The organism is Sanguibacter sp. 25GB23B1, from assembly GCF_040012415.1.
GTDB lineage: Bacteria > Actinomycetota > Actinomycetes > Actinomycetales > Cellulomonadaceae > Sanguibacter.
The window spans coordinates 1-24,036 of sequence record NZ_JBDYKL010000049.1; the positions used below are offsets into that span (position 1 = coordinate 1).

Below are 24,036 nucleotides of genomic sequence, written 5' to 3' on the forward strand. Positions count from 1 at the left end.
GGGCGACGCAGCGGCGCCGTTGACGCGCTCGGACCTGCTCATCCGGATCGGCTCGTCCGGCGAGCCGGGCGCCTTGGTGGACGCGGGAGGCGGTGTCGCCGAACCGGTCGTCGTCGTGCTCGTCGCGGCGGTCGCGGCCGGGACGACCGGCGTCGCGGACGTGGCCGGCGAGGAGGGGGTGCGGCGCGAGCCGGGCTCCTTGCTCTTCGTCGCGTCGGGCTTCTCGCCCGACCGCGTCGTGTCCGAGGTGACCTCGGGAGCGTTCGCGGAGTGCGCGCCTGGAGTGCTCGAGGTCTCGACGACGACGGGCGGGCCGCCTGCGACCCGTCGCAGGGCCCAGCCGACGAGGACGAAGAGCAGACCGAGTCCCATGACCAGGGCGGCGATGCCGAACGACACCACCGACGTGAACAGGGAGGCGCGCAGGAAGGACGCGTTCATGACGCTCTCGCGTGCGGGGTCGTCCCGGTCGAGCTCGGCGTAGGTCTGTCCGTCGGACGACTCGAGGGCGTGCCGGTTGATGACGTCGGCCTGCGCGAAGGCCGAGAACGGGTCGTTGACCTTCTTGCCGGCGAGGAACGAGGCGTCCTCCGACACCGTGATGTTCTCCTGTGCGAGCTTGTCGGCGACCGCCCACCACGTGATGCCGCCCGCGATGATCAGAACGACACCGGCGATGAGCGCGATGAGTCCGACGACCCCCACGCCCTTGCTCTGCCTGATGGTGACCTTGCTAGACATCGTCTTCTCCTTGTCGAGGATGTTGCGAACGTGCGCCCACCGTAACGAATCGGTCGTCGGCGGGTGGTGCGGTCACTCCCACTCGATGGTGCCCGGCGGCTTGCTCGTCACGTCGAGCACCACGCGGTTGACGTCCTTGACCTCGTTCGTGATGCGGGTGGAGATGACAGCCAGGACGTCGTACGGCAGCCGCGTCCAGTCTGCGGTCATGGCGTCCTCGGAGGACACCGGGCGCAGCACGATCGGGTGACCGTACGTCCGGCCGTCACCCTGCACGCCCACGGAGCGCACGTCACCGAGCAGCACGACGGGGCACTGCCAGATCTCCCGGTCGAGACCGGCGCGCGTGAGCTCTTCGCGTGCGATCGCGTCCGCGGCCCGGAGGATCTCGAGCCGCTCGGCCGTGACCTCGCCGACGATCCGGATGCCGAGGCCCGGTCCCGGGAACGGCTGCCGCCACACGATGACCTCGGGCACGCCGAGCTCGAGGCCCACGGCCCGGACCTCGTCCTTGAAGAGCGTGCGCAGCGGCTCGACCAGCGAGAACTGCAGGTCGTCGGGCAGCCCTCCGACGTTGTGGTGGCTCTTGATGTTCGCAGCGCCTTCACCGCCGCCGGACTCGACGACGTCCGGGTAGAGGGTCCCCTGGACGAGGAACTTGACCTCCTCGCCGTGCGCGCCCGCGTCCTCGACGATCTCCCGTGCCGCGTCCTCGAACACGCGGATGAACTCGCGGCCGATGATCTTGCGCTTGGTCTCCGGGTCGCTCACGCCGGCCAGCGCCGAGAGGAAGCGCTCGCGCGCGTCGACGACCTTGAGCTGGACGCCTGTCGCGTCGACGAAGTCCTGCTCGACCTGCTCGGCCTCGCCGGCGCGGAGCAGGCCGTGGTCGACGAAGACGCAGGTGAGCTGGTCGCCGACGGCCTTCTGGACGAGCGTGGCCGCGACGGAGGAGTCCACGCCGCCCGAGAGACCGCAGATGACGCGTGCGTCGCCGACCTGGGCGCGGATGGCGTCGACCTGGTCGGAGATGACGTGCCCGGGCGTCCAGTCGGGTGAGAGGCCGGCACCCTCGTAGAGGAAGTTCTCGAGCGCCTTCTGGCCGAGCGGCGAGTGCTTGACCTCGGGGTGCCACTGCACGCCGTAGAGGCGGCGGGCGTTGTTCTCGAACGCGGCGACCGGCGACCCGGCGGAGGTCGCGAGGACCTCGAAGCCCTCCGGTGCAGTGTGGACCGCGTCACCGTGGCTCATCCAGGTGGTCTGCTGCTCGGGAGAGCCCTCGAGCAGCGCACCCGTCCGGGCGACGGTGACGGGCGTCCCGCCGTACTCGGAGAGCCCGGTCTGCTCGACGGTGCCGCCGAGCGCCTTCGCCATCGCCTGGAAGCCGTAGCAGATCCCGAAGACCGGGACACCGGCCTCGAACAGCGCGGGGTCGACGAAGGGCGCGCCCTGGGCGTACACCGACGACGGCCCGCCGGAGAGGATGATCGCCGCCGGGTTCTTGGCGAGCATCTGCTCGACCGTGGACGTGTGCGGGACGATCTCGGAGTAGACCTTGGCCTCGCGGACGCGACGAGCGATGAGCTGCGCGTACTGGGCACCGAAGTCGACCACGAGGACGGGACGCGGCAAGGAGGGAGGGAGTTGTGTCACCTGGACAGGATAGTCGGCCCCTGGCGGGGCGGCGGGACCGGGCTACTGCCCGTCCTCCTCGAGCTGGCCGACCGCGTCGTCCGTGACGACCCACTGCCGCACGGCGTCGGGACCGATCACCCAGGTCCGCACGTCTCCGTCGGCGGGGTCCCACGGGCGGACCGCGTCGTCGAGCTGCTCCGTCGTCGGCGTGCCGAGAGCCTCGGGGCCCGGGGGCGTACCCGCTCCCGTCGCCGCGGAGACGCCGACCGCGCAGAGGGCTGCGGCGCCGAGGAGGGAGGCGAGGAGGAGTGCGGGTGTCCGACCACCACGACGCGTCATCGGGCGATCGGGACGCCGGTGAACTCCGGCCAGGTCGAGGACACCCGGATGTCGACCACGTCGATGTCGTCCTGCGGTGCCGCGTAGACCGCCCAGAAGACGACCGGCGACCCGTTGGTCACCTCCACGTCGGACACCGCGGTCGTCCAGGCGTCGCCGCCGTCCGTGATGACGCTGTACTCCTTGAGGTTCGTCCGGTCGAGCAGCGTCGGGCGCCGGGCGCTGTCCGGGGAGAGGACGTCATAGAGCGAGACGCGCTCGTCGGGCTCCAGCGAGGAGAGGCGCGGCGTGTACACGAGGGTGAGGGTCATGGTCTCCCCCTCGACGACGAGCGACTGGACCCCTATGGTCACCGTGTCCGACTCCACCCCGTCGACGAGGACGGTCTGCTCGACGAACGAGTCCGTCGACACGGTCGCGACCCCCGCACCCGAGGTCGACGCGGGTGTCGTCTCCTCGGCAGGCCCTGGCTCGGAGCCGCCGGTCCCGTCAGGGCTGCACGCTGGGAGCCCGGCGAGGAGGCTCCCGATCGCGAGTGCCACGAGCGCGCGGCGCGCGGTCGTGCTCACGGTCGGCGCCCACGCCCGGTGCCCGTGCCCGCGACCGCAGTCACCGCGTCTGCAGTCACTGCGCGCGCGACGGTGGCTCGCAGGTCTCGCGCCGCCCCCTCCGGGTCGGCCGCCTCCGTCACCGCGCGCACGACGACGACCCGCCGCGCGCCGGCCTCGACGACCTCGCGCACGCTGCCGAGGTCGACCCCGCCGATCGCGAACCACGGCGTCGCGGGCCGCGCGGCCGCCACCCGCCGGACCGCATCGAGTCCGACCGCGGGTCGGCCAGGTTTCGTGGGCGTCGCCCACACTGGCCCGACGCAGAAGTAGTCGACGTCGGGGTCGGCGTCGGCCGCCGACGCCTGCGCGCCGCCACCGGTCGAGCGCCCGAGGACCGCGTTCGGTCCGACGAGGCCTCGAGCAGCCGCGACGGGGAGATCACGCTGCCCGGTGTGCAGGACGTCTGCGCGGGCTGCGAGCGCCACGTCGGCGCGGTCATTCACCGCGAGGAGCGCACCGTGCTCGATCGTCAGCTCGCGCAGTGCCGCGAGGAGATCCAGCTCCTCAGCGACGTCGAGCGACCGGTCGCGCAGCTGGACGACGTCGACGCCGCCGCGCAGGGCTGCACGCACGAGGTCGAGCAGGTCGAGGCCACCTCGTCGGTCACGACGAGCGTCGGTGCACAGATAGAGGCGGGCGTCCTGCAGCCGCTCGCGCACGCCGCCGGTCGGTACCGGCACCGGTGACGCAGAGGCGGGTGGTTCCGAGGTCGGGGCCATGCGCGGAAGTGTAGTGTGAACAACGCACGGGAGCCCCGCACAGGTGGGGCTGAGAGGGCATTCCGCCGACCGTCGAACCTGCTCTGGGTCATGCCAGCGAAGGGAGCAAGCGCATGCGCGCACTCGAAGTCTCGACCCCACCACCAGCCGCCACGGTCTCGGACGTCCTCGTCCTCGGCGGTGGCATCATCGGCGCCGTCGCCACCTGGCGAGCGTCCTGTCTCGGCCTGTCCGTCACGTGCCTCGACCCGTACCCGGGCTCGGGGGCGACGTGGGCGGCGGCCGGCATGCTCGCCCCGGTCACCGAGGCGAGCTTCGGCGAGCCGGAGCTCGCCGCGCTGTGCGTCGACTCGGCGGCGCGCTGGCCGGCGTTCGCGGCCGAGCTCGAGCAGGCCTCGGGGCTCGACGTCGGGCTCGCAGCCTGCGGCACGCTCGCCGTCTCGTACGACCAGGGCGACGCCCAGGAGGCCGACCGGCTGCACGCCCTCCACAGGGGCCTGGGCCTCGCGTCGGAACGCCTCTCGCTCGCCGAGGCACGCGGGCGCGAGCCCTTCCTCGGCAGCCGCCTGTCCGGTGCGTTCTGGGTGAGCGGCGACCACCAGGTCGATCCGCGTGCGACCCACAGGGCGCTCATGGCGGTCGTCGACGGGCGCCCCGGGATGCGGAGCCGGGTGGTGCGCTCCGCCGCGGTCCGGCTCGTGCGCTCGGCCACGGGAGACGTCGTCGGCGCGGTGGACGAGAACGGCGCGACGCACAGCGCCGGGCTCGTCGTCCTCGCTGCCGGTGCCCGCTCGGCGGACCTGCTCGGCGGGGTGCCCGAGGTCGTCGTGCCGACCCGCGCCGTCCGCGGACAGTCGATCCGGCTCGATGCCCGGGGCGTGCCCGGCTTCGGACTGCGGCACGTGGTGCGCGGGACGGTCCAGATGCGACCGGTCTACGTCGTCCCTCGTCCTGGCGGCGAGGTCGTCGTCGGTGCGACGAGCGAGGAGCGCACCGACAGCCTCACCCCGGCGGGGAGCGTCTACGCGCTCCTGCGCGACGCGCGCGCACTGGTCCCCGGTATCGACGAGCTCGACTTCCACGAGGTGACGACCGGGCAGCGTCCGGGCACGCCGGACAACCTGCCGATCATCGGACGGACCGCGGTCCCCGGGCTCGCTGTCGCGACCGGCCACTACCGCAACGGCGTCCTGCTCGCACCGTTGACGGCGGCTGCGCTCGACGGCCTGCTGGCCGGCGAGGAGACCCCCGCACCCGACCTGCCTGCCGCGCTCGCGTCGGTCGACCCGCTGCGCTTCTCCCTCGTGGGGGCCCGGTCATGACCCGCGTCGTGCTCAACGGTGAGGAGCGCCGGCTCACCGGGGCGGACGACCTCGCGTCGGTCGTCGCGTCGGTCGTCGCACCGGTCCTGCCCGCCCCTGGCGACACGGCGTGCGGGTCCGAGGCACCGACCGGGATCGCAGCGGCCGTCAACGACCGGGTCGTCCCTCGGTCCCGGTGGGCGAGCACGCTCCTCCGGGACGACGACCGGATCGAGCTCGTCACCGCGGTGCAGGGCGGATGATCCCGATGGTGGACCGGATGCCGGACGAGGTGGCAGACCACGGAGCACCCGCGCCCGACGCGCTCGTCGTCGCCGGCGTCCCTCTGGGGTCGCGGCTCGTCATGGGCACCGGCGGCGCGCCGAACCTCCTGCACCTCGAGTCGGCGCTCGTCGCGTCGGGCACCGAGCTGACGACCGTCGCGATGCGACGGGTGAGCCGGGACGCCGGACCGCCGGGTGCAGGCACGGTCTGGGACCTGCTCGCCCGCCTCGGGATCCGGCCGCTGCCCAACACTGCGGGCTGCTTCAGCGCGCGGGAGGCGGTGCTCACCGCCGAGCTGGCACGCGAGGCGTGCGGCACCGACTGGATCAAGCTCGAGGTCCTCGCCGACGAGATCACCCTGCTCCCCGACCCGATCGAGCTCGTCGCCGCAGCCGAGCAGCTCGTCCGAGCCGGCTTCGTGGTCCTGCCGTACACGAACGACGACCCGGTCGTCGCACGCCGGCTCGAGGACGTGGGCTGCGCGGCCGTCATGCCGCTCGGGTCGCCCATCGGCTCCGGCCTCGGGATCCTCAACCCCCGCAACATCACCGCGATCGCCGACCGGTCGACCGTCCCCGTCATCCTCGACGCGGGCATCGGCACGGCGTCGGACGCGGCGCTCGCGATGGAGCTCGGGTGCGACGGTGTGCTCCTCGCGTCCGCAGTCACGCGCGCCGCGGATCCCGTCCGGATGGCGCGAGCGATGCGCCTGGCCGTCGAGGCTGGTCGGCTCGCGGCCTCGGCGGGCAGGATCCCGCGCCGGGAGCAGGCCCTCGCATCGTCACCGACGCACGGGCTGCTCGACCTCGCTCTCTGAGGTGCGCGGCTCTCCGGTGCGCGCGCCTCAGTGGTCGACCCTCGGCGCGGTCGTCGATCCTCAGTACACCGGCTGCGAGGGGTCGATCTCCCGGACCCAGGCGAGGACCCCGCCGTGCAGGTTGCCGACGTTCGTCAGCCCGGCGCTGCGGGCGGCGTCGACGACGACCTGGGACCGACCGCCCATCTTGCAGAAGACGACGACCGGCCGGTCCCGCGGCACGTCCTCGAGCGCTCGGCCGGTGAGGAGGGTGTCCATCGGCACGTGCACCGAGCCGGGGATGGAGACGATCTCGCGCTCGTACCCCTCCCGGACGTCGACGACGACGAGGTCTTCCCCGGCGTCGAGCGCTGCCGCGAGCTCCGCGACGGTCAGGTCGCGTCCGGCAGCCGCCGCGAGGCCGGACGTGGCCGCCGGAGCCGCCGTGCCGGCGACCTGCTCGGTCACGCCACCACGGTCCGCCGTGGTGACGGGCACGCCGCAGAGGACGTCGTAGTCGACGAGCTCGGTGACCGGCTCGAGCGCAGGGTCGGGCTCGACGGCGAGCTCGCGCCACGTGAGGTCGAGGGCGTCGTACACCGCCAACCTGCCGAGGAGCGTCCGACCCGATCCCGTGACGAGCTTGACGGCCTCGGTCGCCATGACCGAGCCGATGGTCGCGCAGAGCGCCCCGAGCACCCCGCCCTCAGCACAGCTCGGCACCGTCCCGGGGGGTGGCGGGGACGGGAAGAGGTCACGATAGGTCACGGCGTCGACGCCGGCGGGCGGCGCCGACCAGAAGACGCTCATCTGCCCCTGGAAGCGGAAGATCGACCCCCACACGTACGGGAGGCCGAGGATGGCGCACGCGTCGTTGACGAGGTAGCGCGTGGCAAAGTTGTCCGCGCCGTCGAGGACGAGGTCGTACCCCTCGAGGACGGCGAGAGCGTTCGCCGCGGTGAGGCGGACCGGGTGCACCCGCACGTCGACGTGCGGGTTGACGGCGAGCACGGAGTCCCGAGCCGACTCGACCTTGCTGCGACCCACGTCTGCGGTGCCGTGGATGACCTGCCGCTGGAGGTTGGACGAGTCCACGACGTCGTCGTCGACGATCCCGAGCGTCCCGACACCCGCGGCCGCGAGGTAGAGGAGCGCCGGGCTGCCGAGCCCGCCCGCCCCGACGACGAGGACGCGCGCGTTCTTCAGGCGGCGCTGCCCGCTCGTCCCGATCTGCGGGAGGCTCAGGTGGCGGGCGTACCGCGCGAGCTCGGCCGGCGAGAGCGGGGCGGACTCGGCGACGAGCGGCGGGAGCGACATGGCTCGACTCTACCGACGCCTCACGAGCACTCGTAGCCCCCGAGAGCGAGGCCCGCCTGCACCTCGAAGTAGTTCTCGCACGGGTCCGAGCCCTCTCGGAGATACAGGACGGTGAACGACGGCCCGAAGAGCCGCCACTGGCGCACGTGCTCCAGCTCGTGCGCCACGAGCTCGTCGTCCAGCACCTGCCGGTCACGCGCCGTGAGGAACGTGTCGCCGTACGTCGTGCCACCGCGCTGCGCGAGGACGGACGTCACCCCGAAGCAGACCCAGAGGCCGCTCTGCTGCTCGCAGGTCCCACCGTCCGCGAGGGCGTCCGCGCGGTGCTCCGCGCCCTGGACCGCCGCACGCACCTGCCGGTGGGTCGTGCAGAGCGACGACCCGACGCCCTCGGTGGGGCACAGCCCTCCGGCGTAGGGGCCGCTGTCGTACGGCGCGGCACCCGGGGCGAGCGCGACGACGGCCGCGACCGCGAGGGCGAGCGCGTCCACCGTCACGCCGCCCGGGCGGCCACGATCTTCGCGTCGGCGTCGGCGTGCACACGCTTCTCGACGACGAACGACATGACCGGCACGACCCCGCCGAGCACCATGACGACGAGCCGCCCGAACGCCCAGCGCATCTTGCTCCACAGGTCGACCACGGTGACGAGGTACAGGACGTAGATCCAGCCGTGCGCGAAGGGGATCCACGCGATGAAGCGCTTGGTGTCGGGGCTGATCTTCACCACGTAGACGAGGATCATCTCGACGCACAGGAGCAGGAGCATGACTCCGGTCACGTACGCCATGAAGCGGTAGCGCTTGAGAGCGCCCTCGCCGGCCGCGATGATCTTCTCGCGCGCGGCCCGCGCTGACGCGCTCGCGGGCGGCGTGGACCCGTCGACCGCGTCGGGCGTGGTCGGAGCGTCGGGCGTCGAGGGTGATGTCATGGCGTGCCTTCCGAAATTGCGTGGCCCGGTGTCGGTGCCACGACCTAATGTTAATGATCGTGCGCCCTCTCCCTCTCCCGGATCCCGGGAACCCTCCCCTCACCTCCCCGCTCGCCTTCCTCCTGTGGCAGGCGCGTCAGCAGGGCGCGGTCCTCACCCTGTCCGTGACGTGCGGCATCCTCACCTTCCTCTCGCAGGCCATCACCCCGTACGTGCTCGGTCAGGCGCTCGACGAGGGGCTGGAGAAGGGCCTCGGGAGCACCCTCCTCCTGTGGGCGCTCGTCATGCTCGCCGCCGGCGTGGTGCAGGTCGTCGCCGGTGCGTTCGGCCACCGCTTCGACGTCGAGAACTGGCTCCGTGCCGCGTTCTCCACGTCCCAGCTCGTCGGGAACAAGATCAGCCGCAGCGGCGACGCGATCACCAAGGACCTCGCGACCGGCGAGGTCGTCGCGACGGTCGCGACCGACGCCATGCGCCTCGGTGAGCTGTACTTCAACGCCGCCCGCCTCATCGGCAGCATCGTCGCCTACATCGGCGTCGCGATCCTCATGCTCGTCACCTCGCCCTCCCTCGGCATCGTCGTCGTGGTCGGCCTGCCCGCGGTCGCTGCCATCCTCGGCCTGCTCGTCAAGCCGCTGCAGAGCCGGCAGTCGGCACAGCGCGAAGCCTCGGGCAAGCTGACGACGCTCGGTGCGGACACCGTCTCCGGGCTGCGGATCCTCCGGGGCATCGGTGGCGAGGGTGCCTTCACGGACCGCTACCGGCAGCAGTCGCAGCGCGTGCGCGAGGCCGGCGTCCGCGTCGCGACGACCCAGTCCTACCTCGACGCGCTCCAGGTGCTCCTGCCGGGCCTGTTCGTCGCTCTCGTCCTGTGGATGGGCGCTCAGCAGGCCGTGGCCGGGACCATCACGCCGGGCCAGCTCGTGACGTTCTACGGCTACGCGACGTTCCTCACGTGGCCGATGCAGAACCTCACGCAGAGCATCCAGATCACCACCCGCGCGTTCGTCGCGGTGCGCAAGATCATCACGGTGCTCGAGGTCACGCCTGCCGCCGGCGACTCCCCCGCGACCACGCCGATGCCTCCGCACGGCGTCGAGCTCCGCGACACCACGACAGGCGTCGCGATCTCACCCGGGCGGATCACGGCCCTCGTCAGCGCGCACCCGGACACGTCCGCACACATCGCCACCCGCATGGGCCGGTTCGACGACGCGGCCGAGGCCGCCACGCCCGTCCACCTCGGCGGCGTGCTGCTCGCGGACCTCGACAAGTCCGAGCTCCGGCGCAGGGTGGTCGTCGCCGAGGCCACGCCGCACCTCTTCTCCGGCGTGCTCCGCGACGAGCTGGACGTGCGCGACCGGGCCACCGACGAGGAGATCCTCGAGGCGCTGCGGGTCGCAGACGCCCAGGACGTCCTCGACTCGACGCCCGGCGGTCTGGACGGCGAGCTCCCCGAGAAGGGGCGCTCCCTCTCCGGAGGCCAGCGGCAGCGCGTCGCGCTCGCCCGCGCGCTGCTCACCGAGGCCGAGCACCTCATCCTCGTGGAGCCCACGAGCGCCGTCGACGCCCACACCGAGGCACGGATCGCCGACCGTCTGGTCACGGCGCGGGCGGGCCGCTCGACGCTCGTCGTCACGGCGAGCCCGCTCGTCCTCGACCGCGTCGACGAGGTGCTCGTCGTCCGCGACGGCACCGTCGTCGCGACCGGCACGCACCGCGAGCTCCTCGAGGGCTCGGGCGAGGAGCACGACCACTACCGCACGATCGTCGGGCGCTCGCTCGGCGAGGAGACGCCCTCCGCCGTCCGCACACCTGAGGAGGTGGCACAGTGAACGAGTCACGACTTCCCGTCGCCGACGGGGCCACGGTCCGCAAGCACACGGCCATGCTCCTGCGCGCGAACAAGCGCCCCCTCGCCGGGGTCGTCGGTCTGCACACCGTCGCGGCGGTCGCCGGCCTCGCCGGTCCGCTGCTCCTCGGCGGGCTCGTCGACGCCGTCGCCGAGGGCACCACGTCCGCGTACGTCAACCGGGTGGTGCTCACGCTCGTCGCCGCGGTGCTCGTGCAGACCGTGCTCATCCGCTTCGCCCAGCGCAACGCCATGATCTTCGGGGAGACCGTCTTCGCGGACCTCCGCGAGGACTTCCTCGCGACCGTCACGGAGCTGCCGCTCTCGACGGTCGAGCGCTCAGGCACGGGAGACCTCGTCGGGCGCACGACGAACGACGTCGACCGGATCCAGCACACCGTGCGCTTCGGTGTGCCCCGGATCCTCGTCGCGACCGTGACGATCACGCTGACGATCGTCGCTGCGTTCTTCACGGCACCGCTCGTCGCGTTCGCCATGCTCGTGGGCGTCCCGATCTTCCTCGTCATCGGGCGCTGGTACCTCCGCCGCGCGGCGCCCGCGTACCAGCGGGAGTCGGCCTCGTACGCGACCCTCAACGGGACCATCACCGAGTCCGTCGAGGGCACCCGGACGGTCGACGCCCTCGGGCTCGGCGGACGACGCCGCGAGCGCGTGCGTGCCGACCTCCGCGAGGCGTTCGCGGCCGAGAGCCGCACCCTCAACCTGCGCACGGTCCTCATCCCCGGCATGGACAGCGCGTTCGTCATCGCCCCGATCGCGGTGCTCCTCTGGGGTGCGTTCCTCATCTCCGAGGGTGCGGTCACGATCGGTGCCGTGACCACCGTCGTCCTCTACTCGATGCAGCTCATCGGCCCGGTCTGGGAGCTGATCTTCTGGCTCGACGAGGCCCAGGTGGCCGCGACGTCGCTCGCCCGCCTCGTCGGGGTCGGGCTCGTCGCACGGGACCGCGAGGCGGGCGACCGCACCCCGGCGGGCGAGCACACCGTGGCCACCGGCGTGGAGTACGCCTACCGGCCCGGCCACAACGTGCTGCACGGGATCGACCTCGACCTGACCGTGGGCGAGCGGCTCGCCGTCGTCGGGCCGTCGGGCGCCGGGAAGTCGACCCTCGGGCGCATGCTCGCCGGCATCCACCCGCCCACCGGCGGGTCCGTCAAGGTGGGCGGCGTCCCGCTCGTGGAGCTGCCGCTCGAGGACCTGCGCCGGCACGTCGCCCTCGTCACGCAGGAGCACCACGTGTTCGTGGGGACCATCGCGGAGAACCTCCGGCTCGCCGACGCGACGGCCGACGACGCGACGCTCCTCGACGCCCTCGAGGCTGTCGACGCCCGCGCCTGGGTCGAGGCCCTCGATGCGGGGCTGGAGACCGAGGTCGGCTCGGGCGGGTACGTGCTCACGCCGGCGCAGGCGCAGCAGGTCGCGCTCGCGAGGCTCGTGCTCCTCGACCCGCACACCCTCATCCTCGACGAGGCCACGTCGCTGCTCGACCCCCGTGCGGCGCGCCACCTCGAGCGGTCGCTCAATGCGGTCCTCACCGGGCGCACGGTCGTCGCGATCGCCCACCGGCTGCACACGGCTCACGACGCCGACCGCGTCGCGGTCGTCGACGGTGGACGGATCACCGAGATCGGCTCGCACGACGAGCTCGTCGCGGCCGAGGGGGACTACGCGCGACTGTGGCACAGCTGGCAGCAGGCCTGACGGCAACGGTTGTCGGGCGGGTACCCGCCCGACAGCCGTTCCAGGTTCTCCACCGGTGCGTCCCAGCCGCCTCACAGGTACGTCTGGCTCACTTGTCTCTTCAAGCACTTTCACCAGGACGCGCGGGAGGCACTCCCCGTGCGGCGCGTCGGACGGAGCCCCAGATGAGCAAGAAGAAGTGGATCGTGGCAGCGATCGCGGTCGTGGTCGTCGTACTCGTCGTCATCGGCGGTACGGCGCTCTACGCGAAGATCCAGAACGACCGCGCCCCCGAAGAGCTCGCGCTGTCCACCACGGAGCCGGCCGACAGCACGGACGGCGACGACACCGGGTCGACCGGCGACGTCGAGGACCTCGCCGGCGACTGGACCGTCTCGGACGGCTCCGCCGCCGGGTACCGGGTCGACGAGGTGCTCAACGGGCAGGACGTCACGGTCGTCGGACGCACCACGGACGTCACCGGCACCGTGACGGTCGACGGGACCGAGGTCACGGCCGCGGACGTCGAGGTCGACATGGCGACCATCACGACCGACTCGAGCAACCGGGACGACCAGTTCCTCAGCATCCTCTCGACCGACGAGTTCCCGACCGCGACGTTCTCCCTCACGTCCCCGATGGACGTCTCGGCGATCACCGACGGTGTCGCGGCCGTCGAGGGCACCGGTGACCTCACCATCGCCGGAGTGACCCAGTCCGTCACCGTGAGCTTCGAGGCCCAGAGCACCGCCGACGGCGTCGAGGTCTCCGGGACCGTACCCGTCGCCTTCTCGGACTACGGCATCGACGCACCCGACCTCGGCTTCGTCAAGGTCGAGGACACGGGCACCGTCGAGATGCTCCTCGTCCTGACGCGCTGAGCCACCAGGCCTGGGCGCAGGCCTGCGAGCGGAGCGACCGGCTAGACGCTCGAGCCGGACCGGGCGAGGGCGCCGAAAGGGTCCTCGTCCGGGTCGGTCGCCGGTCCGCGGACCTCGTCCCGGACGAGCCGCACCCAGAGCATGACGGCGAAGCCGCCGAAGATCCACCACTGCAGCGCGTAGAAGAGGTTCTGCAGGTCGAGGCCGTCGCCGCCCTCGATGCTCGGCCGTGGCAACAGGCTCAGTCCCGAGTCCTGCTCGGGTGCGGACGCCAGGAGCACGACGTAGCCGGAGTAGATCGGTCCACCCCACTCGCCCGCGAGCGCAGCGGAGCTGATGGCGTCGGTCTGACCGGCGGGCAGCCCGCCCTCCCCGGTGGCTTCCGAGGCCTGCACGTAGCCGGTGACTCGCACGGTGCCCTCGGGAGGCGCGAGGGCGGTCGCGTCCGTGGTCGGCACCCAGCCCCGGACGACGGGCACCACGGGTGGGCCCGACAGAGCGGACCAGGACTCGCCGCCGGTGCCGTCGTCGCTCACCCGCAGGGGTGTGAGCACGAGGTAGCCGGTCTGCCCGTCGAGGGCTCGGCCGGCGACGAGCAGCTGCTCGGACGTGTCGTACTCCCCCTCGACCCAGGTCTGACGTCCGACGAGGTCGCCGGGGAACGTCGTCTGGGGCGGGAGGAGGGTGCCGAGCCCGTCGGGGCCCTCGTCGGCCACGCGGGCGGCCTCTTCCACGGCTGCCTGCGTGTCCGCGAGGTCGCCGCGCTGGTGTGCACGGTCGAGCTGCCAGACGCCCAGCCGGGCGCACACGGCGGCGGCCGCGAGGAACACGAGGAGGAGGACGATCATGCGGGGCTGGCGCGCCACCGTCCCGAACGACCTCCGGGTGGCGGGGGTGGTCGCGAGGTCGTCTGACACAGTCTCAGGCTACCTCGGGGCATGTCGTCAGCAGGGTCGCCCAGACCACCGGAAAGCGCATCCCGGACACTGGTGACCAAGGTCACCCACCGCCGGAGCCGCCTAGCACGCCGCTCGAGCGACGCGCGGCACGAAGGGCCTAGTGCGCATCTGCTACAGATACGGTTACATGAAAGCGTCACCCTTCACGCCGGTAGGAGATCGTCATGAGCACCACCGCCCCAGTTGACGCATCGCAGCTGTCCGCACACCACCCCCCGACCGCGCCACCGCGCGGCGAGTGGCGGTCCCGCCCCACCGAGCCGCTCAGCGAGGAGACGCTCCGACGCGTCGACGGCTGGTGGCGCGCAGCCAACTACCTCTCTGTCGGTCAGATCTACCTCCTGGCCAACCCACTCCTGCGTACCGAGCTGAGCCGCGACGACGTCAAGCCTCGCCTCCTCGGTCACTGGGGCACCACCCCGGGTCTCAACTTCCTCTACGCGCACCTCAACCGGGCGATCCGCGAGCGCGCCCTGTCCAGCATGTACATCACGGGCCCCGGTCACGGTGGGCCAGGTCTCGTCGCGAACTCCTACCTCGAGGGCACGTACACCGAGACGTACCCGGACATCACGCAGGACGAGGAGGGCATGCACCGCCTCTTCCGCCAGTTCTCCTTCCCCGGCGGCATCCCCAGCCACGTCGCACCGGAGACGCCCGGCTCGATCCACGAGGGCGGCGAGCTCGGCTACGCGCTCTCCCACGCGTACGGCGCGGCGTTCGACAACCCCGACCTCCTCGTCGCGGCCGTCGTCGGTGACGGCGAGGCCGAGACCGGCCCCCTCGCGACGAGCTGGCACTCGAACAAGTTCGTCAACCCGGCCAAGGACGGGGTGGTCCTGCCGATCCTCCACCTGAACGGCTACAAGATCGCCAACCCGACCCTCCTCGCTCGCATCAGCGAGGAGGAGCTGCACTCCCTCATGGTCGGCTACGGCCACACCCCCTACGTCTTCGAGGGAGGGTTCGACGGCGAGGACCACCTCGAGGTCCACCAGCGCTTCGCCCAGCTGCTCGACGACGTCCTCAACGACATCGCCGCGATCAAGGCCCGCGCGGCTGCCGGCGACGAGTCCCGACCCATGTGGCCGATGATCGTCTTCCGCACCCCGAAGGGCTGGACGTGCCCGCCCGAGATCGACGGGAAGAAGACTGAGGACTCCTGGCGCGCGCACCAGGTGCCGCTCGCGAGCGCCCGCGACACCCCCGAGCACCTCGAGGTCCTCAAGGGCTGGATGGAGTCCTACCGGGCGCACGAGCTCTTCGACGAGGAAGGACGCCTCGTCGAGGACATCGCCGCTCTCTCGCCTCCCGGCGAGCTCCGGATGAGCGCGAACCCGCACACCAACGGCGGCCTCCTCATGAAGGACCTCCGCCTGCCGAACTTCCGCGACTACGCCGTGGACGTACCGACCCCGGCCGGCTCGATCAGCGAGGCGACGAAGGTCCTCGGGACGTGGCTCACCGACGTCATCCGGCTCAACCCGGACAACTTCCGGATCTTCGGTCCGGACGAGACCGCGTCCAACCGCCTCCAGCCCGTCTTCGACGCCACCGACAAGGTGTGGAACGCCGACTACCTGCCGAGCGACGTGGGCGACCACCTTGCACGCGCCGGACGCGTCGTCGAGATGCTCTCCGAGCACCAGTGCCAGGGCTGGCTCGAGGGCTACCTCCTCACCGGGCGCCACGGGCTGTTCAACTGCTACGAGGCGTTCATCCACATCATCGACTCGATGTTCAACCAGCACTCCAAGTGGCTCAAGGTCACGCGCGAGATCCCGTGGCGCCGGCCCATCCCCTCGCTCAACTACCTGCTCTCGAGCCACGTGTGGCGCCAGGACCACAACGGCTTCTCGCACCAGGATCCCGGGTTCATCGACCACGTCGTGAACAAGAAGGCCGAGGTCGTCCGCGTGTACCTGCCGCCGGACGCCAACACCCTCCTCAGCACGTACGACCACTGCCTGCGCAGCCGGGACTACGTCAACGTCGTCGTCGCCGGCAAGCAGCCCGCGCCGAACTTCCTCACGATGGACCAGGCTGTCGCGCACTGCACCCGCGGCCTGGGGATCTGGGACTGGGCCGGCACCGAGGTGCCCGGCGAGGACCCGGACGTCGTGCTCGGTTGCGCGGGCGACGTGCCCACGCTCGAGGTCCTCGCGGCCGCGGACCTGCTCCGCCAGCACCTGCCGGAGCTCAAGGTGCGCGTCGTCAACGTCGTGGACCTCATGCGTCTGCAGGACGCGAAGGAGCACCCGCACGGGCTCTCCGACCGCGACTTCGACACGTTGTTCACCACGGACAAGCCCGTCGTCTTCGCCTACCACGGCTACCCGTGGCTCATCCACCGCCTCACGTACCGCCGCGCAGGGCACGACAACATCCACGTGCGCGGGTACAAGGAGGAGGGCACCACGACGACGCCGTTCGACATGGTCATGCTCAACGACCTCGACCGCTTCCACCTCGTCATCGACGTCATCGACCAGGTGCCGCACCTGCGGAGCAAGGCCGCGATCCTTCGCCAGAAGATGGAGGACGCGCGCCTCGACGCCCGTCAGTACACCCGTGACCACGGAGAAGACGTCCCGGAGATCCGCGACTGGGTCTGGCCCGACGCGGGCGACACCGCGACCACGGAGGGCGGCCCTCAGGCCGCTCTGCCCAACACTGCATCGACCGGAGGCGACAACGAGTGAGCTCCACCGCTCGCAGCATCTACATCACGTCCCCCGAGGGTGAGACGGGCAAGTCCACCATCGCCCTCGGGGTCGTCGACCTCCTCTCGCGGCGCGTCCAGCGCGTCGGGGTGTTCCGCCCGGTCACCCGCACCGGGCAGAACCCGACAGCGCCGAGCGGGTCGGACGACTACGTCGTCGAGCTGCTCCTCGCCCACGACGGCGTCGACCTCACGTACGAGCAGTGCGTGGGCGTGACGTACGACGAGGTCCACGCGGACCCCGAGGCGGCGCTGTCGAAGATCGTCACGCGCTTCCACGAGGTCGCGGCCGGGTGCGACGTGGTCGTCGTCGTCGGGACGGACTACACGGACGTCGCCGGACCGACCGAGCTGGCGTACAACGCCCGGATCGCTGCGAACCTGGGCGCCCCGGTGCTCCTCGTCCTCTCCGGCAACGGCCGCTCCCCCGCAGGTGTGCGCCAGCTGAGCGAGGTGTGCGTCTCGGAGCTCGAGGCGAACCACGCCCAGGTCATCGGTGTCGTCGCGAACCGCTGCGTCCCTGGCGACCTCCCCGAGATCCAGGCCGAGTTCGCCGCCGTGGGCGCCCTGCCCGTGTGGACCGTCCCCGAGGACCCGTTCCTCATGGCACCCACCGTGAGCCAGCTCATGGAGGCCGTCCAGGGCCACCAGGTCCTCGGCGACCCCGAGCTGCTCGGTCGCGAGGTGCTCGACGTCCTCGTCGGTGCCATGAACTTCGAGCACCTCCTCGACCGGCTCTCCGACGGTGCCGCCGTCATCGTCCCGGGCGACCGTTCCGACGTCCTCCTCGGGCTCCTCACCGCACAGACCGCCAAGAGCTTCCCCTCGCTCGCGGCGATCATCCTCAACGGCGGGTTCTACCCACCCGAGTCCGTCGCCCGCCTCGTGGCCGACCTCGCCCCGAGCGTCCCCATCGTGCGGACGGACCTCGGGACGTTCCGCACAGCGAGCGCCGCGGCGTCCGCACGCGGACGCGTCAGCAAGGACTCCCAGCGCAAGGTCGACACCGCGCTCGCGCTCTTCGAGCAGAACGTCGACGGGAAGGCGCTCCTCGAGCGACTCGACGTCGAGCGTCCCGAGGTCGTCACCCCGCTGATGTTCGAGTACGAGCTCCTCAACCGGGCCCGCGCGGACCGTCAGCACATCGTGCTGCCCGAAGGCTCGGAGGACCGCATCCTGCGAGCGGCGTCGACGCTCCTGCAGCGCCAGGTCGCCGACATCACCCTCCTCGGCGAGGAAGAGTCCATCCGGGCACGAGCCATCGAGCTCGGTCTCGACATCTCCGAGGCGAAGGTCATCGACCCCCGCTCCGGCGAGCTCTTCGAGTCGTTCGCGCACGAGTACACGGCGATGCGCGCCCACAAGGGCATGACCGTGGACCGGGCACGCGAGATCGTCAGCTCGGTGTCCTACTTCGGCACGCTCATGGTGCAGCTCGGCTACGCCGACGGCATGGTCTCGGGCGCGGCCCACACGACCGCCCACACGATCCGGCCTGCGTTCGAGATCATCAAGACCGTCCCCGGCGTCTCCGTCGTGTCCTCCGTGTTCCTCATGTGCCTCGAGGACCGCGTGCTCGTCTACGGCGACTGCGCCGTCAACCCGGACCCGACGGCGGAACAGCTCGCCGACATCGCGATCTCGTCCGCGGCGACCGCGACCCAGTTCGGGGTCGAGCCGCGGATCGCGATGCTCTCGTACTCCACCGGCGAGTCGGGCACGGGTGCCGACGTGGACAAGGTCCGCGCCGCCACGGAGCTGGTCCGTCAGCGTCGCCCCGACCTGTCGGTCGAGGGTCCGATCCAGTACGACGCCGCGGTCGACGCCTCCGTCGCCGCCTCGAAGATGCCCGAGTCGCTCGTCGCCGGTCGCGCCACCGTGTTCGTCTTCCCCGACCTCAACACCGGGAACAACACATACAAGGCAGTCCAGCGCTCCGCAGGCGCCATCGCGATCGGCCCCGTCCTCCAAGGGCTGCGCATGCCCGTGAACGACCTCTCCCGTGGTGCGCTCGTCCAAGACATCGTCAACACCGTCGCCATCACCGCCATCCAGGCGCAGGCACGGGCAGAAGCCCAGGCGCAGCTCCACGCCGAGGCGTCCCTCTCCCCCGCAGCGCACGAAGGAGCCCCCCGCTCATGAACACCCCCACCACAGGTGAGCAGCTCCCCCCGCTCGCTCCCCACAGCAGCGTGCTCGTCATCAACTCGGGCTCGTCGTCCGTGAAGTACCAGCTGGTCGACCCCGTCGGCGGCGAGGCGATCGCCTCCGGGCTCATCGAGCGAATCGGTGAGGCCGACGGTCGGGTGACGCACAAGTTCGCAGGCACGACCACCCGCCGCGACATGGCGGTCCCGGACCACGGTGCAGCGCTGCGGATCGCGCTCGACCTCTTCACGGAGCACGGCCCCAACCTCGACGAGGCCGATGTCGTCGCCGTCGGACACCGCGTGGTGCAGGGTGGCAGCAAGTTCTCCGGCCCGGTGCTCATCGACGACCAGGTGGTCCAGGACATCACGGACCTCATCCCGCTCGCCCCGCTGCACAACCCCGGCCACGTCCGCGGCATCGAGGTCGCTCGTGCGCTCTTCCCGGACGTCCCGCACGTCGCGATCTTCGACACCGCGTTCTTCACGACGCTCCCCGCCGCCGCGCACACGTACGCGATCGACGCCGAGGTGGCGAAGAAGCACGGGATCCGCCGTTACGGCTTTCACGGCACGAGCCACCAGTTCGTCTCCCGAGAGGTCGCTCGTCTTCTCGGGCGCAGGCTCGAGGACCTCAACCAGATCGTGCTGCACCTCGGCAACGGCGCCTCGGCGTCCGCGATCAAGGGTGGCGTGGCCGTCGACACATCCATGGGTCTGACCCCGCTCGAGGGTCTCGTCATGGGTACCCGGTCGGGTGACATCGACCCGGCGATCGTGTTCCACCTCCACCGCAACGCGGGGATGTCGATCGACGAGATCGACGACCTCCTCAACAAGCGCTCCGGCATCAAGGGGCTCGCCGGGGACAACGACTTCCGGGTGCTGCACGATCTCGTGGCGGCCGGCGACGAGGGCGCCACGCTGGCTCTCGACGTGTACATCCACCGCCTGCGCAAGTACATCGGTGCGTACGCTGCCGTCCTCGGCCGCGTCGACGTCATCACCTTCACCGCCGGCGCTGGCGAGAACGACGAGATCGTGCGACGTCTCGCCCTGACCGGACTCGAGAGCCTCGGCATCGCGATCGACCCGGTTCTCAACGACGAGCGCTCGCGGGAGCCACGGATCATCTCCCCCGACTGGACGTCGACCCTCGTCATGATCGTCCCGACCAACGAGGAGCTCGCGATCGCGCGCCAGTGCATCGGGCTCATCGAGGGCGACGAGACGTCTGTGGCCTGAGTCACCACTCACCGACCTCGGGTAGGTAGGATTCGCCCATGCTCATCGAACACAGGGGCAAGGCCCCCTCCGTCCACGAGTCCGCGTACGTCGCTCCCACCGCCGTGCTCTGCGGCGATGTCGTGGTCGGAGCGGGCTCCCGTGTGCTCCACGGTGCCGTCCTCACCGCAGAGGACGGCCAGGTTCGCGTCGGCCGGGACGTCGTCATCATGGAGAACGCCGTCGTCAAGGGGCGGGCCGGCCACCCGGCCGTCATCGGCGACTTCGTGCTCGTCGGCCCCCACGCCCACGTCAACGGCGCCGAGGTGCGCGCCGGTGCATTCATCGCGACAGGAGCCGCCCTCTTCCCCGGTTCCGTCATCGGCAACGGTGCCGAGATCCGCATCAACGGCGTCGTCCAGGTCAGCACGACCGTCGAGGCAGGCTCCGTCGTCCCCATCGGCTGGGTCGCCGTCGGCACGCCCGCGACAGTGAGACCACCGGACCAGCACCGAGACATCTGGGCCATCCAGCGGGACCTCGACTTCCCAGGCACCGTGTACGGCGTCCCGCGCGGCACGTCGATGCGGAAGATCATGGCGGGCCAGTCGGAGTTCTACGGCGCCCACCTCGACGACGTCGTCGTCGGTGAGGACCTCGTCGGTGAGGACCCCGTCGGTGAGGACGAGGAGCACGTCGCCGGGGAGGACGAGGAGCACGTCGCCCAGGAGCGCGAGGACGAGCCCAGGGACCAGCCGTCGGACGAGTCAGAGCACTCTCTGCACACCGATCTCGTCGACGAGGTCGGGCAGACCGAGCGCCCCCAGCACGCGGACGAGACCGGGCACGACAGCTCCGCAGAGCCGGTCGGCGACGACCAGCACGGCGATCGCGCCGATGCGGGAGACCACGCCGAGCCGAACGATCGCGCCGAACCGGGAGACCACGCGGGGTCGCACGGCCACGCCTGGGACCACGACCGCGTGGAGCTGGACGATCACGTCGAGCGCGCCCTCACACCGGAGCCGGACCCCGCTCGCTGACGATCGCGAGCGCAGCCTCGACGAGTGCCGCATTGTCACGTGCGGGTGCCCCGTCGGGCAGCAGGAGCGTGTCCTCGAGGCCGATGCGCGTGTCGAGGCGCAGCTCCACGGCCAGCCTCAGTGCGGGCCAGCAGCTCGTCCCCTCGCCGTGAAGGAGGACAGGTGCGTGGGTGCCGAACGCGCGGACGGCGCCGATCATCGCGAGCGCGTACGCAGCAGTACCGGTCTCGTCGAGGCCGTCAGGCAGCTCGAGCAGGACGCGCACGCACCCACGCCGCGCCTGCGGCCACCGCGTCCAGGACTCGAGCGCGTCGAGGTGGAAGAGACCGGCTTCGACGCCGACCCCCGCCGCGACCAGGGCGTCGGCGACCTCGTCCGCCCCGTCCTCGTGCCAGTTGACGGACGCGAAGTCGGGGCGCACGGCACCACTTCCTCCTGCCCATGACCGGGCCTGGCGGATCCGATCGTCCGGTCCGGGAGCGGCCCAGGCACCGGTCGTCACACCGACCGCGAGCCCCGGTGCGGCCGCGCGCACCGCACCGACCGCGGCCGCGACGTCCGACCGGACGAGCGAGTCCTGCCCTGTCGCGGACCTCGGGTGAACGTGCACCGCCCCGGCACCTGCGCGCCGGACGGCCACCGCGTCACGAGCGAGCTCGTCCGGCGTCACCGGGAGGGCCGGGTGCTCCTCCCGGCCCCGGTTGCCGTTGAGAGCAGCCTTGACGAGGAGGGCGCAGGCAGCCGGAGAGGATCGTCTCACCGGCGCCACGCTACAGCCCGAGCACCTCCGCGACGGCAGGCTGCAGCGCGGCGATCGCCGCGGCACGCGCTGCGTCTGCCGACCGGGCCGCCAGTGCTGCACGGGCGACGGTCTGCGCCTGGGCCTGGGTGTGCTGCGCGACCGCGTACCGGACGATCGGGACCGCTGCCGGCGACATCGACAAGGACGTCACACCGAGGCCGGTGAGCACGACCGCCATGACAGGGTCGGAGGCGGACTCGCCGCAGACACCCGCCGGCTTGCCGGTCCGCTCCCCCGCTGCTGCCGTGGCTGCCACGAGGTCGAGGACAGCCGGCTGCCACAGGCTGATGAGGTCGGAGAGCTCCCCCCGCAGCCGGTCGGTCGCCATGACGTACTGGGCGAGGTCGTTGGTGCCCATGGACACGAAGTCGACCTCGGCGAGGATCGCGTCGGCGCGCAGCGCGGCCGCCGGGACCTCGACCATGACCCCGACCGTGCGGATGCCGTGACGGCGTGCAGCGGCCGCGAAGTCACGGGCCTCGTCCGGCGTGGAGACCATCGGCGCCATGACCCAGGGCTCGATCCCCGTGGCCTCCTGCGCGTCGGCGAGCGCAGCGAGCTGAGTCTCGAGCAGCTCCGGTGCGGTGCGCACGAGCCGGTAGCCGCGGATCCCCAGCGCAGGGTTCTCCTCGTCCGGCTGCGTCGCGAAGGCGAGCGGCTTGTCCGCACCGGCGTCGAGCGTCCGGACGACGACCTTGCGGCCGCCGAGCGACTCGAGCACACGCGTGTAGACCGCTGCCTGTTCCTCGCGCGTCGGTGCGCTCGCGCGTCCGAGGAACAGGACCTCGGTCCGGAAGAGGCCGACTCCTTCGACGGATCCTGCGGTCAGGCGGGCGGCGTCCTCGGCTGTCCCGATGTTCGCGAGCAGGCTGACGGGGACACCGTCGGCGGTGGCTCCGGGCGACGTGTCCTCGGCGAGCTGCTGGGCGACCCGCGCACGCTCGGCGAAGGCTGCGGCCGTCTCGGGGCTGGGGTCGGGCTCGACGGTCCCGGCCGCGGCGTCGACAGCGACGACGGTGCCCTCCGAGAGCTCCATCGCCCCGGTGACGCGCACGACGCACGGGATCGCGAGCTGACCGGCGATGATGGCCGTGTGGCTGGTGGTGCCGCCGCGCTCGGTGACGATCGCGAGGACGTATCGCAGGTCGAGCGCCGCGGTGTCGGCGGGTGCGAGGTCGTCGGCGACGACGACGGACGGCTCTGTCAACGTCGGCACGCCGGGAGCGGGTGTCCCGAGGATGTGGGCCGCGACCCGGTCGCGCACGCTCCGGAGGTCGGTGACCCGTTCGGCGAGCATGCCGCCGGCCTTCGTGAACATGTCGGCGAAGCCGCTGATCACGGCGTCGAGCGCCGTCACCGGGGGCTCGCCGGCCTGCACGCGGGCCAGGGTCTGCTTGCGCAGGGCTCGGTCCTGAGCCATCTGGGCGGTCGCTTCCAGGACAGGGACGGCTGCACCCTGGGCCGTCGCGGCCTGCGCCAGGAGCCCGGCAGCGACGTCGTCGAACGCCTGACCGACCCGCGTCGCGGTCTCCTCGCGGTCGGCGGGAACGGCCTCGTCCGTCGGGGCCGGCGGTGCCGGGCTCACCCGGACGACCGGGCCGATGACCCCGGTCCGTCCGACCCCGGCTCCGTGGAGAGTCACGGCTCCTCGTCCAGGTTGCGACCCAGCAGCGCGACGAGCTCGTCGAGCACGCGCTCTGCCTCGTCGCCGTCGGCTTCGAGGGTCACCTCGTCGCCGTGCGGGACGCCGAGGGACATGACGAGCAGGATGCTCGCTGCGTCGACGGGCTCTCCCCCGTCGTGCGCGATCGTGACGTCGACGCCGGACCCGGCCACGGCCTGCGTGAAGAGCGAGGCCGGTCGGGCGTGGAGGCCGGACGTCGAGGCGACTGCAACTGTGCGTGTGGACATGGGCTGATCCTTGATCGTCGGTCGGGAAGGTGTGCGGGCGGGGGCGGTGCGGTGAGGGGCGGGGGGGGGGGGGGGGGGGGGGGGGGGGGGGGGGGGGGGGGGGGGGGGGGGGGGGGGGG

General features: G+C 71.8%; 22 protein-coding genes and 1 riboswitch. Of the genes, 10 read left to right on the top strand and 12 right to left on the bottom strand.

Features of this window, described 5'->3' with window-relative positions:
• The 5 genes from ABKW26_RS18880 to thiE form a co-directional block, all read right to left on the bottom strand.
• A partial coding sequence (locus ABKW26_RS18880; RefSeq protein WP_348595626.1) for a hypothetical protein occupies positions 1-741 on the bottom strand: 741 nt, incomplete at its 3' end.
• Between the two features lie 72 nt (positions 742-813).
• The gene (gene guaA / locus ABKW26_RS18885) at positions 814-2,394 is read right to left on the bottom strand and encodes a glutamine-hydrolyzing GMP synthase (RefSeq protein WP_348595627.1); all 1,581 of its coding nucleotides are present in this window, start codon (positions 2,392-2,394) and stop codon (positions 814-816) included.
• Between the two features lie 42 nt (positions 2,395-2,436).
• Positions 2,437-2,715 carry a hypothetical protein gene (locus ABKW26_RS18890; protein ID WP_348595628.1) on the bottom strand — a complete coding sequence of 93 codons (279 nt, stop codon included), beginning with the start codon at positions 2,713-2,715 and terminating at the stop codon, positions 2,437-2,439.
• Positions 2,712-3,284 carry a hypothetical protein gene (locus ABKW26_RS18895; protein ID WP_348595629.1) on the bottom strand — a complete coding sequence of 191 codons (573 nt, stop codon included), beginning with the start codon at positions 3,282-3,284 and terminating at the stop codon, positions 2,712-2,714. Before ABKW26_RS18895 ends, ABKW26_RS18890 begins: the two co-directional genes overlap by 4 nt.
• On the bottom strand, positions 3,281-4,045 hold the full coding sequence (gene thiE, locus ABKW26_RS18900; RefSeq protein WP_348595630.1) for a thiamine phosphate synthase: 765 nt from the start codon (positions 4,043-4,045) through the stop codon (positions 3,281-3,283). The genes ABKW26_RS18895 and thiE overlap by 4 nt, the downstream gene beginning before the upstream one ends.
• Before the next feature lie 16 nt (positions 4,046-4,061).
• A riboswitch (TPP riboswitch) is annotated at positions 4,062-4,167 on the top strand.
• On the opposite strand from thiE, the gene thiO reads away from it, so the two are divergent.
• The 3 genes from thiO to ABKW26_RS18915 all read left to right on the top strand — a co-directional run bounded on the left by thiO (position 4,159) and on the right by ABKW26_RS18915 (position 6,448).
• Positions 4,159-5,367 (top strand): glycine oxidase ThiO, encoded by a 1,209-nt coding sequence (thiO, locus tag ABKW26_RS18905; protein WP_348595631.1) that lies wholly within the window; start codon positions 4,159-4,161, stop codon positions 5,365-5,367. (Overlaps the previous riboswitch by 9 nt.)
• The gene (gene thiS / locus ABKW26_RS18910) at positions 5,364-5,609 is read left to right on the top strand and encodes a sulfur carrier protein ThiS (RefSeq protein ID WP_348595632.1); all 246 of its coding nucleotides are present in this window, start codon (positions 5,364-5,366) and stop codon (positions 5,607-5,609) included. Before thiO ends, thiS begins: the two co-directional genes overlap by 4 nt.
• Positions 5,610-5,614: 5 nt before the next feature.
• Positions 5,615-6,448 (top strand): thiazole synthase, encoded by an 834-nt coding sequence (locus ABKW26_RS18915; RefSeq protein WP_348595646.1) that lies wholly within the window; start codon positions 5,615-5,617, stop codon positions 6,446-6,448.
• Positions 6,449-6,508: 60 nt separating this feature from the next.
• On the opposite strand, the gene moeB is transcribed toward ABKW26_RS18915, so the two are convergent.
• From moeB to ABKW26_RS18930, 3 genes are read right to left on the bottom strand one after another with little or no spacing between them, the layout of a single operon-like run.
• A complete protein-coding gene (gene moeB / locus ABKW26_RS18920; RefSeq protein ID WP_348595633.1) occupies positions 6,509-7,744 on the bottom strand; it encodes a molybdopterin-synthase adenylyltransferase MoeB in 1,236 nt (411 codons plus the stop codon).
• 20 nt (positions 7,745-7,764) lie between these two features.
• Complete coding sequence (locus tag ABKW26_RS18925) at positions 7,765-8,241, bottom strand: hypothetical protein (RefSeq protein WP_348595634.1); 477 nt, start codon at positions 8,239-8,241, stop codon at positions 7,765-7,767.
• Positions 8,238-8,675, bottom strand: a complete 438-nt coding sequence (locus tag ABKW26_RS18930) for a DUF3817 domain-containing protein (RefSeq protein ID WP_348595635.1) — start codon at positions 8,673-8,675, stop codon at positions 8,238-8,240. Before ABKW26_RS18930 ends, ABKW26_RS18925 begins: the two co-directional genes overlap by 4 nt.
• Positions 8,676-8,728: 53 nt before the next feature.
• Between ABKW26_RS18930 and ABKW26_RS18935 the strand changes: the two genes are divergently transcribed.
• The 3 genes from ABKW26_RS18935 to ABKW26_RS18945 all read left to right on the top strand — a co-directional run bounded on the left by ABKW26_RS18935 (position 8,729) and on the right by ABKW26_RS18945 (position 13,109).
• Positions 8,729-10,510 carry an ABC transporter ATP-binding protein gene (locus ABKW26_RS18935; RefSeq protein ID WP_348595636.1) on the top strand — a complete coding sequence of 594 codons (1,782 nt, stop codon included), beginning with the start codon at positions 8,729-8,731 and terminating at the stop codon, positions 10,508-10,510.
• A 53-nt stretch (positions 10,511-10,563) separates the two neighbouring features.
• On the top strand, positions 10,564-12,249 hold the full coding sequence (locus tag ABKW26_RS18940; RefSeq protein ID WP_348595647.1) for an ABC transporter ATP-binding protein: 1,686 nt from the start codon (positions 10,564-10,566) through the stop codon (positions 12,247-12,249).
• A gap of 164 nt (positions 12,250-12,413) precedes the next feature.
• Positions 12,414-13,109 carry a YceI family protein gene (locus ABKW26_RS18945; RefSeq protein WP_348595637.1) on the top strand — a complete coding sequence of 232 codons (696 nt, stop codon included), beginning with the start codon at positions 12,414-12,416 and terminating at the stop codon, positions 13,107-13,109.
• Positions 13,110-13,150: 41 nt separating this feature from the next.
• Here ABKW26_RS18945 and ABKW26_RS18950 read toward each other — a convergent pair whose 3' ends face one another.
• Positions 13,151-14,026, bottom strand: coding sequence for an SURF1 family protein (locus ABKW26_RS18950; protein ID WP_348595638.1), 876 nt, complete (start codon positions 14,024-14,026; stop codon positions 13,151-13,153).
• Between the two features lie 206 nt (positions 14,027-14,232).
• On the opposite strand from ABKW26_RS18950, the gene ABKW26_RS18955 reads away from it, so the two are divergent.
• Genes ABKW26_RS18955 through ABKW26_RS18970 form a run of 4 tightly spaced genes read left to right on the top strand, consistent with a single transcriptional unit; the run spans position 14,233 to position 21,204 of the window.
• Complete coding sequence (locus ABKW26_RS18955; protein WP_348595639.1) at positions 14,233-16,770, top strand: phosphoketolase family protein; 2,538 nt, start codon at positions 14,233-14,235, stop codon at positions 16,768-16,770.
• Entirely contained in the window at positions 16,767-18,932 is a 2,166-nt protein-coding gene (gene pta, locus ABKW26_RS18960; protein ID WP_348595640.1) for a phosphate acetyltransferase, read from the top strand. Before ABKW26_RS18955 ends, pta begins: the two co-directional genes overlap by 4 nt.
• On the top strand, positions 18,929-20,182 hold the full coding sequence (locus ABKW26_RS18965; protein ID WP_348595641.1) for an acetate kinase: 1,254 nt from the start codon (positions 18,929-18,931) through the stop codon (positions 20,180-20,182). The genes pta and ABKW26_RS18965 overlap by 4 nt, the downstream gene beginning before the upstream one ends.
• A 38-nt stretch (positions 20,183-20,220) precedes the next feature.
• Positions 20,221-21,204 (top strand): hypothetical protein, encoded by a 984-nt coding sequence (locus tag ABKW26_RS18970; RefSeq protein WP_348595642.1) that lies wholly within the window; start codon positions 20,221-20,223, stop codon positions 21,202-21,204.
• Here ABKW26_RS18970 and ABKW26_RS18975 read toward each other — a convergent pair.
• The 3 genes from ABKW26_RS18975 to ABKW26_RS18985 are packed head-to-tail and all read right to left on the bottom strand — an operon-like array spanning position 21,176 to position 23,917.
• Positions 21,176-21,964, bottom strand: coding sequence for a 3-keto-5-aminohexanoate cleavage protein (locus ABKW26_RS18975; RefSeq protein ID WP_348595643.1), 789 nt, complete (start codon positions 21,962-21,964; stop codon positions 21,176-21,178). The two genes, ABKW26_RS18970 and ABKW26_RS18975, sit on opposite strands and share 29 nt — an antisense overlap.
• A 10-nt stretch (positions 21,965-21,974) precedes the next feature.
• A complete protein-coding gene (gene ptsP / locus ABKW26_RS18980) occupies positions 21,975-23,648 on the bottom strand; it encodes a phosphoenolpyruvate--protein phosphotransferase (protein ID WP_348595644.1) in 1,674 nt (557 codons plus the stop codon).
• Positions 23,645-23,917 carry an HPr family phosphocarrier protein gene (locus tag ABKW26_RS18985; protein ID WP_348595645.1) on the bottom strand — a complete coding sequence of 91 codons (273 nt, stop codon included), beginning with the start codon at positions 23,915-23,917 and terminating at the stop codon, positions 23,645-23,647. The genes ptsP and ABKW26_RS18985 overlap by 4 nt, the downstream gene beginning before the upstream one ends.
• Between the last annotated feature and the right edge of the window lie 119 nt (positions 23,918-24,036).

Coding starts and splice junctions, on each gene's coding strand:
- thiS (WP_348595632.1), top strand. CDS start 5,364: ATGACCCGCGTCGTGCTCAACGGTGAGGAGCGCCGGCTCACCGGGGCG.
- moeB (WP_348595633.1), bottom strand. CDS start 7,744: ATGTCGCTCCCGCCGCTCGTCGCCGAGTCCGCCCCGCTCTCGCCGGCC.
- ABKW26_RS18915 (WP_348595646.1), top strand. CDS start 5,615: ATGGTGGACCGGATGCCGGACGAGGTGGCAGACCACGGAGCACCCGCG.
- ABKW26_RS18955 (WP_348595639.1), top strand. CDS start 14,233: ATGAGCACCACCGCCCCAGTTGACGCATCGCAGCTGTCCGCACACCAC.
- thiO (WP_348595631.1), top strand. CDS start 4,159: ATGCGCGCACTCGAAGTCTCGACCCCACCACCAGCCGCCACGGTCTCG.
- ABKW26_RS18970 (WP_348595642.1), top strand. CDS start 20,221: ATGCTCATCGAACACAGGGGCAAGGCCCCCTCCGTCCACGAGTCCGCG.
- ABKW26_RS18935 (WP_348595636.1), top strand. CDS start 8,729: ATGATCGTGCGCCCTCTCCCTCTCCCGGATCCCGGGAACCCTCCCCTC.
- ABKW26_RS18890 (WP_348595628.1), bottom strand. CDS start 2,715: ATGACGCGTCGTGGTGGTCGGACACCCGCACTCCTCCTCGCCTCCCTC.
- ABKW26_RS18965 (WP_348595641.1), top strand. CDS start 18,929: ATGAACACCCCCACCACAGGTGAGCAGCTCCCCCCGCTCGCTCCCCAC.
- thiE (WP_348595630.1), bottom strand. CDS start 4,045: ATGGCCCCGACCTCGGAACCACCCGCCTCTGCGTCACCGGTGCCGGTA.
- ABKW26_RS18940 (WP_348595647.1), top strand. CDS start 10,564: ATGCTCCTGCGCGCGAACAAGCGCCCCCTCGCCGGGGTCGTCGGTCTG.
- ABKW26_RS18985 (WP_348595645.1), bottom strand. CDS start 23,917: ATGTCCACACGCACAGTTGCAGTCGCCTCGACGTCCGGCCTCCACGCC.
- ABKW26_RS18945 (WP_348595637.1), top strand. CDS start 12,414: ATGAGCAAGAAGAAGTGGATCGTGGCAGCGATCGCGGTCGTGGTCGTC.
- ABKW26_RS18930 (WP_348595635.1), bottom strand. CDS start 8,675: ATGACATCACCCTCGACGCCCGACGCTCCGACCACGCCCGACGCGGTC.